This is a genomic window from Streptomyces solincola (assembly GCF_002982015.1).
GTDB classification, from domain to species: domain Bacteria; phylum Actinomycetota; class Actinomycetes; order Streptomycetales; family Streptomycetaceae; genus Streptomyces; species Streptomyces solincola.
Map to the genome: position 1 here is coordinate 15,109 of NZ_PVLV01000129.1, position 15,399 is coordinate 30,507.

10 protein-coding genes and 4 pseudogenes are annotated in these 15,399 nt (G+C 68.6%); 5 read left to right on the plus strand and 9 right to left on the minus strand.

Annotation, left to right across the window (positions count from 1 at the left end; translation table 11 throughout):
- Positions 1 to 68: 68 nt before the first annotated feature.
- A complete protein-coding gene (locus tag C6N75_RS10600) occupies positions 69 to 2,081 on the plus strand; it encodes an ATP-binding protein (protein ID WP_181160432.1) in 2,013 nt (670 codons plus the stop codon).
- Between the two features lie 110 nt (positions 2,082 to 2,191).
- On the opposite strand, the pseudogene C6N75_RS10605 reads toward C6N75_RS10600, so the two are convergent.
- A pseudogene (locus C6N75_RS10605) lies at positions 2,192 to 3,024 on the minus strand (helicase associated domain-containing protein); the annotation flags it as partial.
- Positions 3,025 to 3,748: 724 nt separating this feature from the next.
- Between C6N75_RS10605 and C6N75_RS32220 the strand changes: the two are divergent.
- On the plus strand, positions 3,749 to 4,501 hold the full coding sequence (locus tag C6N75_RS32220; RefSeq protein WP_258177338.1) for a glycine-rich protein: 753 nt from the start codon (positions 3,749 to 3,751) through the stop codon (positions 4,499 to 4,501).
- A gap of 400 nt (positions 4,502 to 4,901) precedes the next feature.
- On the opposite strand, the pseudogene C6N75_RS10615 reads toward C6N75_RS32220, so the two are convergent.
- From C6N75_RS10615 to C6N75_RS10635, 5 genes and pseudogenes are all read right to left on the minus strand, one after another.
- Positions 4,902 to 5,771: pseudogene (locus C6N75_RS10615) on the minus strand (IS5 family transposase).
- Between the two features lie 215 nt (positions 5,772 to 5,986).
- Positions 5,987 to 6,430, minus strand: coding sequence for a helicase associated domain-containing protein (locus C6N75_RS29985; RefSeq protein ID WP_322888039.1), 444 nt, complete (start codon positions 6,428 to 6,430; stop codon positions 5,987 to 5,989).
- Positions 6,431 to 6,622: 192 nt separating this feature from the next.
- A protein-coding gene (locus tag C6N75_RS10625) for an IS5 family transposase (protein WP_407703209.1) occupies positions 6,623 to 7,431 on the minus strand; the annotation gives its coding sequence in 2 pieces (ribosomal slippage) (positions 6,623 to 7,083 and positions 7,083 to 7,431; 810 coding nt in all).
- 39 nt (positions 7,432 to 7,470) lie between these two features.
- On the minus strand, positions 7,471 to 8,280 hold the full coding sequence (locus C6N75_RS10630; protein ID WP_105868623.1) for a S1 family peptidase: 810 nt from the start codon (positions 8,278 to 8,280) through the stop codon (positions 7,471 to 7,473).
- Positions 8,281 to 8,716: 436 nt separating this feature from the next.
- Positions 8,717 to 9,172: a helicase associated domain-containing protein gene (locus C6N75_RS10635; protein WP_258177335.1), complete on the minus strand. Its 456-nt coding sequence runs from the start codon at positions 9,170 to 9,172 to the stop codon at positions 8,717 to 8,719.
- A 580-nt stretch (positions 9,173 to 9,752) separates the two neighbouring features.
- Between C6N75_RS10635 and C6N75_RS10640 the strand changes: the two genes are divergently transcribed.
- Positions 9,753 to 10,817 carry a cobalamin-independent methionine synthase II family protein gene (locus C6N75_RS10640; RefSeq protein WP_105868624.1) on the plus strand — a complete coding sequence of 355 codons (1,065 nt, stop codon included), beginning with the start codon at positions 9,753 to 9,755 and terminating at the stop codon, positions 10,815 to 10,817.
- Positions 10,818 to 11,031: 214 nt separating this feature from the next.
- Here the strand turns inward: C6N75_RS10640 and C6N75_RS10645 are convergent.
- Positions 11,032 to 11,802: pseudogene (locus C6N75_RS10645) on the minus strand (transposase); the annotation flags it as partial.
- Between the two features lie 273 nt (positions 11,803 to 12,075).
- Between C6N75_RS10645 and C6N75_RS10650 the strand changes: the two are divergent.
- Positions 12,076 to 12,816 carry a dienelactone hydrolase family protein gene (locus tag C6N75_RS10650; RefSeq protein ID WP_105868625.1) on the plus strand — a complete coding sequence of 247 codons (741 nt, stop codon included), beginning with the start codon at positions 12,076 to 12,078 and terminating at the stop codon, positions 12,814 to 12,816.
- Positions 12,817 to 13,001: 185 nt separating this feature from the next.
- On the opposite strand, the pseudogene C6N75_RS32225 reads toward C6N75_RS10650, so the two are convergent.
- Both C6N75_RS32225 and C6N75_RS10660 read right to left on the minus strand, forming a co-directional pair.
- Positions 13,002 to 13,346 (minus strand): annotated as a pseudogene (locus C6N75_RS32225) (Mu transposase domain-containing protein); the annotation flags it as partial.
- A gap of 586 nt (positions 13,347 to 13,932) precedes the next feature.
- Complete coding sequence (locus tag C6N75_RS10660; RefSeq protein ID WP_258177336.1) at positions 13,933 to 14,649, minus strand: NAD(P)-dependent oxidoreductase; 717 nt, start codon at positions 14,647 to 14,649, stop codon at positions 13,933 to 13,935.
- Here C6N75_RS10660 and C6N75_RS10665 point away from each other — a divergent pair.
- Positions 14,615 to 15,241, plus strand: coding sequence for a hypothetical protein (locus C6N75_RS10665; protein WP_258177337.1), 627 nt, complete (start codon positions 14,615 to 14,617; stop codon positions 15,239 to 15,241). The two genes, C6N75_RS10660 and C6N75_RS10665, sit on opposite strands and share 35 nt — an antisense overlap.
- Positions 15,242 to 15,399 lie beyond the last annotated feature (158 nt).

Consider the following 15,399-nt stretch of genomic DNA (forward strand, 5'->3'; position numbering starts at 1 on the left):
GGACTGGCATTACGGGGCGTGGTTGCGGGATGGACAATCTGTTCCGTCCTGCTGAAGGATGCGCTGTTATGGCGGATCACGTACTCCTGGAAGCCGGGGATGACCTGGTACGGCAGCTCTCGCACGAGCGGGAGGCCGTCAAGGCAGTCTTGGAGCTGGTATGGAACTCCCTCGACGCTGACGCCACCAAGGTCGACGTGGTCATCGAGCGAGCCGGTACCACCGGGGTGGACAAGATCGTCATTACTGACGACGGCGACGGCATCACCCCGGAGAAGGCGCGAACGGCCTTCAAGCAGGTCGGCAACTCGGACAAGCGTGTAGGCGGCGCAACCGACCGGCTCGGGCGCCCGCTGCACGGAAAGGCCGGCCGCGGCCGGCTGCGGGCCTTCGCCCTAGGCGACTCGACGCGCTGGACGAGCACAGCCCGCGCAGTCGACGGCGCCATGATGCGCACCAGGATCGAGTCGGACATCCGTCGGCGAACGACGTGGGCCATCGACTCCCAACCGGCAGCCGAAACCGACCACCCCGGCACCAAGGTCGAGCTGTGGGGCAAGCAGGCCCACCACCTCAACAAACTCCTGGAACCCAAAGCCGTCACCCAGATCACGGCAGCGCTCGCCCCCTACCTGCTGACCTGGCCCGACGTCCAGGTCACCTACGACGGCCAGCGCATCGACCCGCAGACCCAGATCCATGCCGAAGAATTCGAGGACCTCAGCTTCGACTACGAAGGCCAGAGCCATCCCTTCCACATCCGGCTGATCCACTGGCGCACGGGAGCAGAGCGCACCATCGCTCTGTGCGACGACGCCAGCGCCCCGGTGGAGAGCCTCGACGTCTCCGCCGAACACGCCGACTTCTCCTACACCGCCTACGTCCTGTGGGCGCCCATGCCTCAGCATCGCAACGAGATCCACCTGATCACGCTGGGCGGTGACACTCCGCTGGCGCCGCTACTGCGGGTCACCCGGGAGTGGATCAGCACCCGGCTTGAAGAACGGCGCCGGCGTCAGCGCCGGCAGCTCGTGGACCGGTGGATCGAGGAAGGCGTCTACCCCTACCCGCGCCGGGCCGAAGACGACCAAGCCCGCGCCGAACAGACGACGTTCGACCTGGTCGCCACCTCCATCAACCGCCACATCACCGGCGACCGGGCGAAGAAGCGGCTCACACTGTCCCTGCTGCAAAACTCCCTGCGCCACAACCCCGACCAGATGGTGGAGATCCTGGAACGGGTGCTGAGCCTCAGCGGGGACGACGTCAGCCACCTGCACGGCCTGCTCCAGCAGACCAGCCTGTCCAACATCATCCGAGCCTCGTCGATCGTCACCTCACGGCTGCAGTTCCTGACCGCCCTCGAACACCTCGTGTTCGACGTGGAAACCTACGGCGCTGTCAAAGAACGCGATCACCTCCACAAGATCCTCGAACGCGAGCTGTGGGTCTTCGGCGAAGAGTTCAACATGATGCGCAGCAGCGAAATCGGACTGACCCGCATGCTGAAACACCATCGGCGCGCCGTCGGCTGGGACTCGACCCCGGACGCGCCCGTTCGCGCCGTCGACGGCGGCACCCGGCGGGTCGACCTGATGCTCTCCGCGGAAAGCCACGAGTACGACCGCGTACGTCACCTCGTCATCGAGCTCAAAGCCCCTTCCGTAGACGCCGACCGCGAGCAGGCCCTCCAGGTCGACGACTACATGCAGGCCGTCCTGAAAGAGCCTCGCTTCGCCAACATCGAAACCACCTGGGACTTCTACCTGGTCGTCCGCTCGGTCAAGGACAGGCTCAAGCCCGCTCTCCGCCAGGCCAACAAGCCCGAGGGCCTGTACAGCGAGCCCACCCAGTACGAGCACGCCAGCGTCCGAGTCTGGGTGCGCACCTGGTCCGAAATCGTGCGGGAAGCCAAGCAGCGGCTGGAGTTCGTCAAGAACGGCATCGACCACAACCCCTCCCTGGAGGAGGCACTCGCCTACCTTCGACACCGCCATGGCGACCTCATCCCCGACCAACTGCGCCAGCCGACAGCCGTTCCGGCACCGCGTGCGGATATGGCCCACCATCCAGCTGTCTGACGGGACAAGGGCACTGGCCGGGCAAGCCGGCCAGACGCCCCTTCAGAGCCGCTTCGAGGGGGCGGGCTGTACGGCGGCGGGCTGAGCCGGGCGGCCTGGGTGGTCGGCACCTATCCCGCCCACTCCATGCCCAGTTCCGCGGGGGCGACGAGCTGGCCGGTGTCCAGCCGGTCCCTCCTGGTTATGGTGTTGGAGATCCATACGCCCAGCTTCACGACCACCGGCTCCTCCTGGCCGTCGATCGTGATCTCCTCGCTGTGAGCCCTTGGGACCGGCCGGTCAGCGCCTTCCCGCTCGACCCACTGTGTGAGTGCGGTGAGTCCTCGTTGGAACGCCTGCTGCGCCTTGCTCGGGCCCTTCGTCGTGCGTGCGGCCGTCGGGGCTGGACTCCGGGGCTTGGTCGAGCTGCACGCCCAGCTTCCACAGCCGCTGCTGCTGCTCCGGGAGGGGCTGCGCCCAGGTGCCGGGTTTCCTTCTGCCGCTGAAGCCACCGTCCGATGTCGTCGCCCCCAAACAGCACGCCGGGTTCGATGACCGGCAGGACGCCGTCGGCGTCGACCAGGTCCGCGACGACGCGGTAGTGCCGCCCAGTCCAGCGGCCACGGGCAGTCCCAGTCCTCGTCGATGTCGGCGAGCTGTGCGGCCCGGTGGCCCGCCGGTAGGAGCGGAGCGCGGCGAGCTTGTTCTCCCACGCCTCCTCGCCCGGCTCCCAGACCATCCCGGCTTCCGGGGCATCCAGCAGGGTCTCGCGCCGCTCCTCCAGCTCCCCGGCACGCAGCGCCTTCCTCTGCTGATACACCCAACGGCCAAGCGGGAAGTCCTTGGCGACGCCGACCTCAACCTCGGCGTCATACGGAACGGCGTAGAGACCGGTGATCTCGTTCTCCTTCCGTCACCGGAGCAGGGCCTGGTAGCCCTCCAGCCACACCAGGGACTCGGGCCGCTGCGGCCCATCCGGTGCAACGCCCGCGCCTTGTCGATCCGGAAGCAATGGAGCAGCGTAGGTGCAGCGCTCCGCGCACCTCCTCACGAGCCGAAGTGTTCGGGCAGACCCCATCCGCGGTAACCAGGCGGTACTTGAATGCGATCGCGTCGATCACCTGCTGGTGATCGACGCCACCGTCTACGCCGCTTCGGTGTCCGGCCCGGAACTAGCAGCCTGATACGCACCACTGGTCGCCGGTGAACGATACACAGCAACCGATGATCAGGTAATCCGGAGGAAGCGGCCAATTGAGGAGGTTGCTGGCGTAGTCAATGGTGTGTTGCGAACGAGAGGGTGTTGACTGTGCTTGTTCGGGTTCGTGGAATGGTCTGTGAGGAGTGTGTCAGTGAATCGTCGGCTTTCTCGTGCCGCCGTGACGGCTGTTGTTCTTGGTCTGTGTGCGCCTTCTGCTGCCTACGCGGCGGTGGAGCCGCCTCCTCCGATTATTTTCGGCGACGGCAATCAGGTTGCGGGGCGTGACATCAACAACACGGCCGGACGTGATAACAACATCGGTTCTACTGTCGACGTCGTCCCTGTCACGTCTCCGAGCACTCCGCCGGTCGGCGGAGTCGGGTCGCAGCAGCCTCAGTGCACTGCAACGGGGGCTTGCAGCTTGACGTACCGCTATACGGGAGAGGACCGGGTTTTCGTTGTTCCTGACAACGCGAATTCGTTCACCGTGACCCTGACCGGCGCGGGCGGAGGGGGGAACGACCCTAGTAGTTCAGCGAGCAACGCGTCTGGCGGTCGGGGGTCGGTATTGAGGGCAACCATTCCGATCACTGCACAGGGCGTGGCTCCGGATGAAATTCTGACGGTCGTAGTGGGTGGACGGGGCGGCACCGGCGGCGGTTACACGGGCGGACGAGGCGGTTACAACGGAGGCGGAAATGGTGGTGATCTAAGCCCTCAGGACAATGACTACGTCGACCTCGTGGGAGCTGGTGGTGGAGGCGCCAGTGATATTCGCTCGGTACCGCCGAGTCAGCCGGGAAGCCTTGCTGCAAGGCTTCTCGTAGCTGCGGGTGGCGGTGGTGGCGGCGCACCGTACACCGGCCTCAGCGGTGGCGAAGGTGGCGCGGGGGACCAGAGAGGGAACGGCTCTCGAGACGGGGCTGATCCGGGCGGCCCCGGGACCCAGACGGCGGGCGGGGTGCCGGGCAACCCTGCCGCCAACCCAGCTGGCTTTGGCACCTTCGGGCGGGGAGGCGACGCTCCCACCGTCGCCTTTAGCAGTCCGGGTGGCGGTGGTGGGGGCTACTACGGTGGTGGAGCCGGGGGCTGGATCCCCACGGGCACCTATAGGGGCGCAGGGGGTGGCGGTGGCTCGAGTTTCTTTTCCGACTACGCGGCTCAAGCCGGCCGGTCGCTGAGCACGGCTACCACTTACGAGCCTTCCGTTGTCATCACTTGGCAGCAGACCAGTTCATAGGCTGAAGTCTCTTCATCCCGATTGTGGTGGGGTGTAGGCCGTAGCCGTGCGGGGCCGCAGAACAGGCCGCCCGCGGCCGCCGCCGGCACCAACGTGTCGCGGTCCCTGCGGGCATCAAGGTGGCGTGTGACTACGGCATCCCGGTCCTGGAACTGGTGCGTGGAGCCGACTACGCAGTCCGGCTCCTACCGCCCGCCCGCCGCCTGTTCGACGCCCGCGAGCCGGAGCCGGCGACCAGCAGATGCGCGGCATAGTCGCCGAGGGTCCAAGGACGTGTACTTCCAGGACGGCGACACCTGCGCCCTGAGCGTGATGGACGTGCGACTCTAGGACATCGACTACTGGCCACGGCCGGCCCCGCTGGGCGGAGCGAGTCCACACCTAGGTCGTGTCCGGCGGATCATGTGCGGAGCCAGAGGCGGATTGCTGCTGCGGTGACGGTGCCGTGGAAGACGTAGGCCCTTTTGTCGTAACGGGTGGCGACCGCCCGGGAGTTCTTGAGTCGGTTGATCGTGCGCTCGACCTCGTTGCGTCGTCGGTAGTGGTCGCGGTCGAAGCCGGTGGGTCTGCCGCCGGTGCTGCCTTTGCGCCGGCGGTTGGCCCGCTGGTCCTTCGGCTCGGGGATCGTGTGCCGAATGCGGCGTCTTCGCAAGTAGCGGCGGTTGCGGCGCCTTGTCGCCGCTGATGTGGTCCGGTCGAGTCCGAGGTCGTCCGCCCAGCGGCCGGGGAACTCTGATGCGGTCGAGGACCTCGGTCATCTGTGGGGCATCGCCCCACTGGCCCGGTGTGATCAGCAGGGCCATCGGGCGGCAGCCGCCCTCACCGGCGAGGTGGATCTTGCAGGTCAGGCCGCCCCGGGACCGCCCCAGGCCCTCGTCGGGGCGGTGGTGCCGGGGCGTCGCCCTTTTTTCGGGACCTGCGGCTGGGCCTTGCGTGCACCGGCCGCGTGCTGGTGGGCTCGGCAGGACGTCGAGTCGACCCCGACCATCGACCAGTCGATCCGCCCCGCAAGATCGGCGTCCGCCTGGACCGACTGCAGGATCCGGTCCCAGGTGCCGTCCGCCGACCAGCGGCGGTGCCGCTCGTAGACGGTCTTCCACGACCCGTAACGCTCGGGAAGATCCCGCCACGGGACACCGGTACGAATCCGGAACAGGACCCCGTTGACCACCGTGCGATGGTCACTCCAACGGCCGCTCCGCCCACCCCGAGGTGGCAGATACGGCTCCAGAAGCGACCACTCGCGATTCGTCAGATCCCCCCGACCCATACCCGAACCAACGAGCAACCGGTCAGAAGGTCACATGATCCGCCGGACACGACCTAGTCCCGCTGGCCCCGTACGGCCCAACGTGCGCGGCACCGATGTCGCTGGCAAACGGCCTCCCGCGGCGTCGATCGCGGCAGCCAACCCGTCAGCTTTGCGAACGAGTCAGCAATACGGCTCCTGGTGAACCCTCAGATCCTGCTCAGAGACTGGCACCCTTAGTGCGAAGTCGAGCAACGGCCTGTTACCTGCCGGAACCGGAGTGGGCTTCCGGCGGCAGTAGCCAGCTTGCCCATGCGAGTCCGAGGGGCGGCGAGCGCGGTGAGACGCTCCGCGCTCAGCCTGGCGCGGCGGGTTTTGGTGTTGGTCAGCCACACCCCCAGCCGCAACTCGGTGCCGTCGGCCAGGTGCTCGACGTGCTGCCGGGGGACGGTGACCGATCCGGTGCGGGCGCGGTACTGGGCCAGGGCGGTGGTACCTCGCTCGAAGCTCCCGGCCGGCACCCCGGAGCCGGTCGGGCCCGGGGCCGGGCCGAGGGCCGGCTGCTCGGCCGCCTCCTCGGGCAGCGGGGTGACACCGAGTTCCTCCAGGAGCGCGCGCTGCTCCTCGGCCAGGCTGGCCCAGACGGCCGGCTGCCGCTGCCGTTCCAGCCACCGCCCCACGTCCGTGCACCGTCACCCCGGGCAGCACGTCGCCCTGGCCGTCTCCCGCCGGCCCCAAGGTGTTCCTGGCCGGACCGACCCCCGACAGTAGCGCGCCGGTGCCATCGTGACCAGCAGGACTCTGTCCTCCAGCGGCAGCCCAGGGATCGGGTTTTCCGCCCGCGGGAGGGGACGATCTCCTTAGAAGCCATCTCATTTGGCGAGTCGGCGGTAGCAGATGAGGGTGCAGGCGATGCTGGTGAAGGCGAGGAAGTGGTCGGCCTTGCGTTCGTAGCGTCGGTGGAGGCGACGACAGCCGGCGAGCCAGGCCATGGTGCGTTCCACGGTCCAGCGATGGCGGCCCAGCCGTTGTGAGGACTCGACTCCCTTGCGGGCGATGCGGTGGGTGATGCCGCGCTCGCGTAACCATCGCCGCAGGTGGGCATAGTCGTAGCCCTTGTCGGCGTGGAGCTTGCCGGGCTTGCGCCGTCGCCGGCCGCGGCGGGAGCGGATCGGCGGGATCCCTCGCACGAGCGGCATCAGGGCCTGGCTGTCGTGCAGGTTGGCGCCGGAGATGCCGACGGATATGGGCAGACCTGATCGTTCTGTGATCAGGTGGATCTTCGAGCCGTACTTGCCCCTGTCGACAGGATTCGGACCTGTCAGGTCCCCCTTTTCAGGGCTCGCATGTTCACCGAGTCGATCGCGCAACGCGACCAGTCCAGATCGCCGCGGGCGCCGAGTTCGTCGAGGACCAGGCGGTGGAGCTTGGCCCACACCCGGGCCTTCGACCACTCCGAGAACCGCCGGTGGGCGGTCGCTCCGGACGGGCCGAACGACGCCGAAGGCAGCTGCTGCCAGGTACAACCCGAGGTGGCCACGAAGACGATCGCGGCCAGCACTTCCCGGTCGCCGTGCCGACGCCGACCACCACCCTGCGGCCGCGACGACGCCTCCGGCACCACCCGCTGGAACAACGCCCACAACTCGTCCGGCACCAAACGCTCAACGATCCCCACCATGACTCACAGAATACCTAGTCATCCAAATGAGATGGCTTCTTAGTTCGCTGCCGTAGCAATCCAGTTCAGGTAGTCGGTTACCTGGGTGGCGATGGTGGAATCGCCTCGTCGCACGAATGGACCTTCAGGGCCGTGCGTAGCCCATGAGTCGACGCCGACAACAGTCATCTTGCCGTCGCGTTCCTGCCAGACAGGCGAACCGCTGTCTCCCTGCCCGGATCCCATAGCCAGCTCCGGATCCTGGGAGTTCATGCAGAACACTGTGGGCGGCATGTCATATCCGGTCTTGCACTCACCTCCGGTTCCCGCGACTCGAAGGCTTGCCGCGCGCGCGTTCCCGGTTTGCGGCAGCTGCCCGTCCTCGGTCAGTCCCCAGCCCGTAAGAATTGCCGGCTGCGCCGTGTCGGCCGGGGATGAGGGAAGTGCGGCAGCCGGAATGCCGTCGAGCGCCTCCGGAGAGAACTTGAGCAGAGCGATGTCGTTCTCCAGAGACGCGGGGTCGAATTTCGTGTGTGGAATCATCCGTGTCGCGTCTGCGGTAACGCCACCCTCTAGGAAATTGAGGGAATTTCCGCGAACGGATATCCTTTTGAATGTTCCAGTCTCGTTTGCGACGCAGTGTGCGGCAGTCAGGACTGTGTCTTCTTTGATCTTCACACCGCCGCAGACTTCCATTAGGTCGTCATCCGTCCCGGGCTTGTCCACTTCGAGAGCGACGAGAGGGCCGAATGCTGCTGCTCGCGTATCTTCATCCAGCTCAACCCCGCCGACAACCGCATGAGCAGGACTGGACAGCAGGATGGACGACAGCACGATTCCAGCCGTAGGAAGCATGAGGAATTTTCGCACAGCAAGAATCCTTCATTCAGTCAGGGCAGTACGGATTCTTATCCTATGGGACCCTTTTTTGGCTTCAGGCTGCACCGGATCTAACGACGTGTTAATGCGGCGTTGTTCCAAGGCCGGTGGCTGCCGTTCCACCCGGTCACCCAAAGCCGAGCTGAACATTACGTCGTGCACCTCATCGACTGGTACATCCAGCGCGAACCGCAGATGGCCCGATCACTCTTCGGTGACATCTGCCTGGACGCCCGTCTGCGCTTCAACCTCGACCCCCAGGACGTCGGAGACCTCCTACGACGCTCCCTTCACCTCGACAGCACCATCGACGGCCGAACTCTCGACACCCTGCTCGACCTGGCGCTTCCGCCCTCCCGCAAGACCCCGAAGGATAGGACCCCTACACGCGTCACCGCAGCGCGTTCGGCCGGACTTGCTCGCAGGATCAACACGGCAGGACACGTGACGTGGCGGCGCATCCGAGTCCGAGTGCAGCCAGTGCGGCCAGCCGCTCGGTGCGGCGGGCTTTGGTGTTGGTCAGCCACACCCCCAAGCGGACCTCCGTCCCGTCCTCCAGGCGTTCGACGTGCTGCCGGGGGATGGTGACCGTCCCGGTGCGGGCGCGGTACTGGGCCAGGGCGGTGGTACCCCGCTCGAATGCCCCGGCCGGCGGCGCGGAGCCGTCCGGGGCGGCCGGCGTCTGCTCGGCCGGCTCCGCGTCCACCGTCGGCAGCGCAGCGACACCGGGTTCCTCCATGAGCGCGCGCTGCTCCGCGGCCAGGCCGGCCCAGAGGGCCGGCTGCCGCTGCCGTTCCAGCCACCGCCCCACATCCGTGCCGTGCACCGTCACCCCGGGCAGCACGACGGCCTGGCCGTCTTCCTCGCGTAGCAGTTCCCGCACCTGCCGCGCAGTGCCGCCGCCACCCGGCCGGCCAGGCCGGGTTCCAGTGCTCATCGACCGCCGCGAGCGCGGCCGCCCGGTCGGAATGGCCGTCCAGGGCGCCCGGCCTGCGCAGGTTCGCCAACCACTGCCACCGGCCGATCCAGCACTGTCGCGGTCCGGGGCGGGGCGCTCGTCGTGGTCGACGGTGACCCGGTGAAACGCCTCCGGTGGCGGATCGGGTGACCCGGCCGGGTGGCCTCTGCGTCCGCCGGACACTTCCCCCTGGCCGGGAGCTCCCGATGGACGGGAGGTCGGCCCACCGGGTGGCTTCGAAGGAGCCGAGGCGGTCGCCCGGCCACCACGGTGAGGGGACGACGTGTTTGATCTGGCCGGTGTCGCCGCCCCGGCCAGGGCGCTCGACGTTCCGCGTCGGCGTTCAGCGGCGCGACGTCCCGGCGCACCAGTCGGCGCGCCCCCACATCGAAGGCAAGACACCGGCACACGTGTCCGCGGCCAGATCCGGCCGCGCACCTCGCGCATCGGCCAATGTCCACGATCGCCCCCCGGGCGGCCACCCCGACGCCCTACCGTCGCGGCCATGACGATCCCTACCGAGCCGATCGGCAGCATCCCGCGTTCCCCTGAGCTCCTGGAAGCGTTCACCGCGCACGCCAAGGGTCTGCTGACCGACGCCGAGCTGGCCAAGCACCAGGAAGCGGCCGTCCACGAGACGCTGGCCCGCCTGGAGCAGACGGGCAGCCCCGTCCTCGTCGACGGGGAACAGGCCAAGCCGAGCTTCGCCACCTACCCGGTCGCGGGTCTGGACAACCTCTCACCCGACGGTGCGGTCATCCCCTTCGCGGACGGACACACCCGCCGGCTGCCCCGCCTCACTGCCGGACCCTTCCGGTACCGCGTACAGGCCCAGTCCTTCCTGGCCACGGCGCGACGGCACACCGACAAGCCGGTCAAGCAGGCCGTGATCGCCCCCTCCGCCCTCAGCCTCCTCTACCCAGAGACGCCGCTGGACGGGTACTCCCGCGAGGACTTCCTGCGCGACCTCGCCGACGAGGCCGAGGCCGACATCCGCGGCTGCCTGGACGCCGGCGCCCACGCCGTCCAGCTCGACTTCACCGAGGGGCGGCTGTCGCTGAAGCTCGACCCCAGCGGCGGTGTGCTGGACGACTTCGTCGCCCTCAACAACGAGGTCCTCGGCCGGTTCAGTGATGTCGAACGCGCCCGGATCGGCATCCACACCTGCCCCGGCGGCGACCAGGACTCCACCCACAGCCTCGACATCGACTACGCGGAGCTGCTGCCCAGGCTCTTCCGGCTCAACGCGGGCGCCTTCTACCTCCAGATGGCCGGTGAGACCGACCCGGAGCGCGTCCTCGCCGTCGTCGCGGCCACCCGCCCGCCGGCCGCCCGGGTGTTCGTAGGCGTCACCGACCCGATTTCCCGGGCCGTCGAAACCGCCGAGGAGGTACGCGACCGGGTACTGCACGCAGCCCGCCACATCCCCGTCGAGCACCTGGGCACCTGCGACGACTGCGGCTTCTCGCCGTTCGCCGACGACACCTCGACCTCCCGCGACCTGGCCTTCGCAAAGATCTCCGCCCGTGTCGAGGGCACAGCCCTGGCATCGGAGGCCCTCGGCGTCTGACCACGGCCCGCGGAGGAACCCGCCCCGCATCGCCCCCCGGGGTAGCGATGCGGAGCCGGAACGACCGGTCAGTCCCCGCCGGTCCGGGTCGCACACGGTCATTCCCCGGTATCACACAGCGGGGCGCGCAGTGACGAGGGGGACGCCTCGAAGGCCCCTGGAGGTTGTCCCGTAAATGATCTGAGGCATGCGGGATGACCTGCTTGTCTGCCTGTCCGGTGAGGGTGCGGTTGTGCAGGCGGCGATGCCGTGCATGGCGTGGTGGATGCCGTCGCCCTTGAGGCGGCAGTCGCGGAGGATCTTCCAGCTTTTCACGCGGGCGAAGGTGTGCTCGGCGCGGGCTCGCACCTTGCGGTGGGAGGTGTGGTGTTCCTCCTTCCAGGCCGGCAGTTCTGCGTATCTTGTGCCGGCGGTAGTGCGGGATGGTCAGCCCGGTGCCCCGGTAGCCGCCGTCGGCGATCACCGCGGGGGTGGTGCCGACGGCGGCCTTCGCTCCGGCGTCCTGCCAGGCCCGGCAGTCGTTGCGGTTGCCGGGCAGCGGCTTGCCGACGGCGGCCACGAGGCGGGTGTCGGCGTCGATGACGACTTGTTGGTTGGTGGAGTAGCGGTAGTTCTTGCTGGAGGCGGCCACGGTCCGGTCGCGGGTGGGGGCCAGCGCGCCGTCCACGATGAGCATGGCCTCCTTACGGAATCGCCGCCGGGGCTGGAGGGCGAGAGCCGGCCCGAGGTGGGTGACGATCCGGTCGGCTGCCGACTTCGAGACGCCGAACAGCGGCGCGAGTTGACGCAGGGTGAGGTTGGTGCGCCAGTACGCGGCCACCAGCTGCACCCGGTCCTCCAACGGCAGCGACCACGGTCGGCCCTTGCGGACCGGATCGGCCCCCTCACGCCGCAGCGCGGTGATCAGCTTGTTGAACTGCCGAGGGCTCAGCCCGGTGAACGGGCCTATCCACGAGGGCTCCGACGTTGCGATCACACCCGCCACGGCAAGATCATCGCAGCACTGGCCGGCAGTTGCGGGACAAGCCGCGGCCCCCGCCGGCTCGGCGCAGTGTCTCCGTGACTCGGCCATGGAGGTGCAAAACCGTTTGGCGGACCCGGTCCGGCCACTGCTACATTCGCTGCGGCCGTGCGAGAGATCGAGGAGGTGGTACCCGTGAACGTATCGACATGGGTGCTCTCCTCAGGGGTCACGGTCGGGCGATAGGCAGGTCGTCCGGGAGCGCCGTTGCAGTGCACTCCCGAAAGGCACACGAGCATGCACATCACCTCTGAGCAGCGTCTCGACGACGGCGTCCGCGAGCGCGCCTTCACCCTCGGCGACATCCCCGGCTTCCTCTGGACGCCCGGATCCGCCTCCGCCTCCGGCCCGGTGCCGCTGATCCTGCTCGGCCATCCGACCCTCGGGCTGGCGAGGATGTACCCCCGCCTTGCGGCCCGTGCCCGGCACTCCGCAGCGCAGGGCTTCGCCACGGCCACCATCGAACTCCCCGGATGCGGGGACCGTCCCCGCTGGCACGCCATGGAGCAGACGCGCGCCGAGCTGCGCCGAACCCTCCAGGCCGGTGAACCGGTCGGCGACGAGCTCGTCGACGCCCTCATCCTCCCCCTGGTCGACAAGGCGGTCCCGGAGTGGCAGGCCGCCCTGGACGCGCTCCTCGCGCTGCCTGAGATCGGCGGACCAGTCGGGTACTCGGGAGGCGTGATCTCTATCGGCATCCGGCTGGCGGCGGTCGAGCCGCGCATCGCGGCCGCCGGTCTCTTCGCCGGGAGTTACGTGCCGCGCATCATGTTCGAGGAGGCACGGCAGGTCACCATTCCGCTGCACGTACTGTTGCAGTGGGACGACGAGGGCAACGACCGACAGGCCGCCTTGGATCTGTTCGACGCCTTCGGGGCCGCGGAGAAAACCCTGGAGGCCAACATGGGCGGCCACACCGGCGTCCCACAGTTCGCGGGCGAGGCCGCGGCCCAGTTCTTCACACGGCACCTGAAATGAGGCCAGGCCGCCGGACCGAACGTCCCGGCCGGCGTCTGCTCGGCCGGCTCCGCGACCACCGCCGGCAGCGGAGCGACACCGAGTTCCTCCAGGAGCACGCGCTGCTCCTTGCCCAGGCCGCCTCCCGGCAGAGCGCCGGGCTTGCGCACGAGAGCTTCCAGGCAGTGGTCCAGGTCGAGGCGGGTGCCGCCTTTGGCGATCAGCCGTTCATGCCGGGCGACCTCGTCCCGTCCGTCGTAGACCACCACCTCGGAGGCATGCAGCATCGCACGGATGTTCCGGCCGATCAGCCGGACCGGCACCGAGTAGCGGTTGGTGCGGACGCTGATCTGGCTGTAGCGGTCGACCCGCAGAGTGAAGAGCCGGCCCGTCTCGAAGGGTTCCTGCGGCAGGGGCGCCAGCAGCGGCTGCTCGGCCGCGGAGTACTCGCCGATCGTGCGGGGACGGGACCGGATCCGGCGGTTCTCGTCCTCCTGGTCCCAGCGGTCGATCATCGTGTTGAGCTCGGCGAGTGTCGCGACCTCGGGCATGGGGACGAGGTGGTTGCGGCGGAACCAGCCGATCTGCCCCTCGACCCCACCTTTCTCGTGGGCTCTGCGGATGCCGCGGATTCCGGGCTGGCAGTAGAGGGCTTCCAGGCCGTAGTGGGAGCGGAACGCGGTCCAGCGCTCGGCCTCGACGCGATGCCGGGAGAAGCCCAGCACCTGGGCGACCGTGGCCCTAAGGTTGTCGTAGCGGACCTTCCCGGTCGGCACTCCTCTAATATGCGGGTCTCGTTGTCAAGTCGTCGTCGAGTCGAACAAGAGTCTGCTTGGTGAGTACTGAGCCGCTCCGCAGCCTGCGCTATGTGACGACATAACCTGCGATGACGTCCTTACGCTGGAGGCGTTCGTCTACTACCAACTTCAACCACTCCAGGACGCAGCTGGCGAGACCGGGGACACCTCTGCGCGTTGCGTTCCCTTCGTTTAGGTGCACCATCGAGTACGGAGTTGCGTGCACCTCAGGCCACGTCGGTGTCCCGCTCGATGGCTTGGAGCCGGTTCTATGGCCGTCGAAGCTCACACGGCGCCGCACCGGGCCGGGTGTGGAGGCGCGCGGATTGGGTTCGGGGAACTACCGCTCGAGCACCTCCACGAGACTGGTCAGGCTGTCGCGTTCGCGGCCCGCGGCGACTCCGCGGCGGAACAGGCCGAGGATCGCGGCCGGCACGGACGCGTCGACGCCGGAGTCCTCGGCCGTGTGCAGGACATGCGTCAGGCTGGCCACGGCCATGCCCAGGTTGTCGACCTCCCCTTCGTGGTTCCCGGCGTCGATGCGTGGTGCGTAGAACTCCAGGAAGTACTTGAAGTCCATGGTCTTCACGGCGTGTTCGAGGAACTGTTCGGCCGAGGTGCCATTGGCCAGGGCCACCGCCTGGCCGTGCAGGTAGCCGACGAGGCCGGTCCAGAACATGTCTATCCCGATCTGGTAGTACAGCGCGGCGAGTCCGTGGTCCTCGCCGAGGTACTCGACGCCGGTCAGTACCTCGAGGGCCGCCCGGTGCCTAGCGACCGCGTCGGCCGGGCCGCTGTAGTACGTCGCCGCGTCCGCGCTGCCGATTTCCGGCGGCGGGGTCTGGACGCCTCCGGTGATCTGTGCGGCACCGCGTTCGGCGAGCCACGCAGCGGCTTCCCGTGCCCTGGCGGGGGTATCCGAGGTGAGGTTGGCGACGGTCCGTCCGCTCAGCGCCTGCGGGGCCTGTTCGAGGATCGTGTACACGGCGTCGTAGTCGGTGAGGCTCAGCACCACCAGTTCATTGACGCGCAAGGCCTCTTCGACGTTGCTGGCCAACCGGGCGCCGCGCGCGACCAGCGCGTCCGCGCGGGCGGCCGTGCGGGCCTTCCCCCGGCGCCTGTCCGCCGTGCACCGCACCCGCAGCACCCTGGCCTTCGGCTTCCCCGTCGACCCGCCGCCGCACGAGACGTACCAGTGGCTGGCCGAAGAGCAGGGCGCCAGCGCCGAGCAACTGCCCGGCGGCCCCTGGCTGACCGGAGCCGCGGCCCTGGAGGAGACCGCGCGGCTGCTGCTGGCAGACCTGTCCGACGGCGGATCGCGCGGAGTGCTGGAAGACGCCTGGGCAGCGGCGCAGCACCACCTCTTCCGCGACGTCCACCTGCTGGACTCCGCCGGCGTCGACCTGTCCCCGCCCGAGCGGCAGGCGGTAGCCGACACCACCATCAAGTGGCGCGAACTACCCCGCCTGCTGCGCTTCGCCGCCAACTCCGCCCGACGCGGACGCCCCAGGCCCTCCCTGATCACCGGGGCCTTCACCGCGCTGGCCGAGCTTGAGGCGGCGGCCTCCCCGCTGCACGCCGCCCACGGCTACGGCGCGCCGACCACCAGGCCCGCCGGTACCCGCCGGCACGCCCCGCAGGGAGGCTGACCGGTGCCCACCACACCCCTGACCCTCTGGGAGCGGTTCGCCCGCACAGCCGACCGCCACCCCGACCGCACCGCCCTCGTCGCCGACTCCACCACCCTGACCTACGCGGCGCTGCGGACCCACGCCGAGACGATCGCCGCCCATCTCGTCTCAGCCGG

Bases quoted from the DNA above. Each gene is read 5' to 3' on its own strand.
- C6N75_RS10640 (WP_105868624.1), top strand. From the start codon at position 9,753: ATGACGATCCCTACCGAGCCGATCGGCAGCATCCCGCGTTCCCCTGAG.
- C6N75_RS10650 (WP_105868625.1), top strand. From the start codon at position 12,076: ATGCACATCACCTCTGAGCAGCGTCTCGACGACGGCGTCCGCGAGCGC.
- C6N75_RS10600 (WP_181160432.1), top strand. From the start codon at position 69: ATGGCGGATCACGTACTCCTGGAAGCCGGGGATGACCTGGTACGGCAG.